The following is a 396-nucleotide window of genomic DNA, read 5'->3' as shown; positions in this document are numbered from 1 at the left end:
AAGGCGTTTGAGGATTATTTCCGAAAACGCCTTTTTTATTTTTTAGAACCTGGGAGAACCGGAACTTTTTTGGAAATTATAGAATAATGGAGGTGTCGAAATAGATCTTTATTTTTTCCTCCCCTTTTTTCTGTAGTTCAAAAACATCATAAGTTCGGCCCTGGTGTTTTATCAGGCTTTTCCCCAGCAATTCTGCATTGGGATAATTTTCTTTCATCCACTCATATTCTGCTATTATGCTTCTGGGAACTACGGCTGTTTCAAAAGAGAGACCATTTCTGTTGTCGAAGGACTTTATATATTCCCGGAGGTCTTCTTCAGTAAAAGCAGCCAGTTTATCGGCTTCAGGATTTGCTGCTTCGGGCCGGGTACTTATGAATTTTTCATAGATCCCGG

1 protein-coding gene is annotated in these 396 nt (G+C 39.6%); it reads right to left on the bottom strand.

Annotated features, from left to right (window positions below):
• Nucleotides 1-76: 76 nt before the first annotated feature.
• The coding region (locus tag HC175_RS19895) for a hypothetical protein (protein ID WP_209310136.1) at nucleotides 77-396 on the bottom strand (320 nt) is incomplete at its 5' end.

The organism is Salinimicrobium oceani (assembly GCF_012037645.1).
Note: the sequence above shows the minus strand (reverse complement) of the source record. Positions and strands in the feature narration are given on the sequence as shown.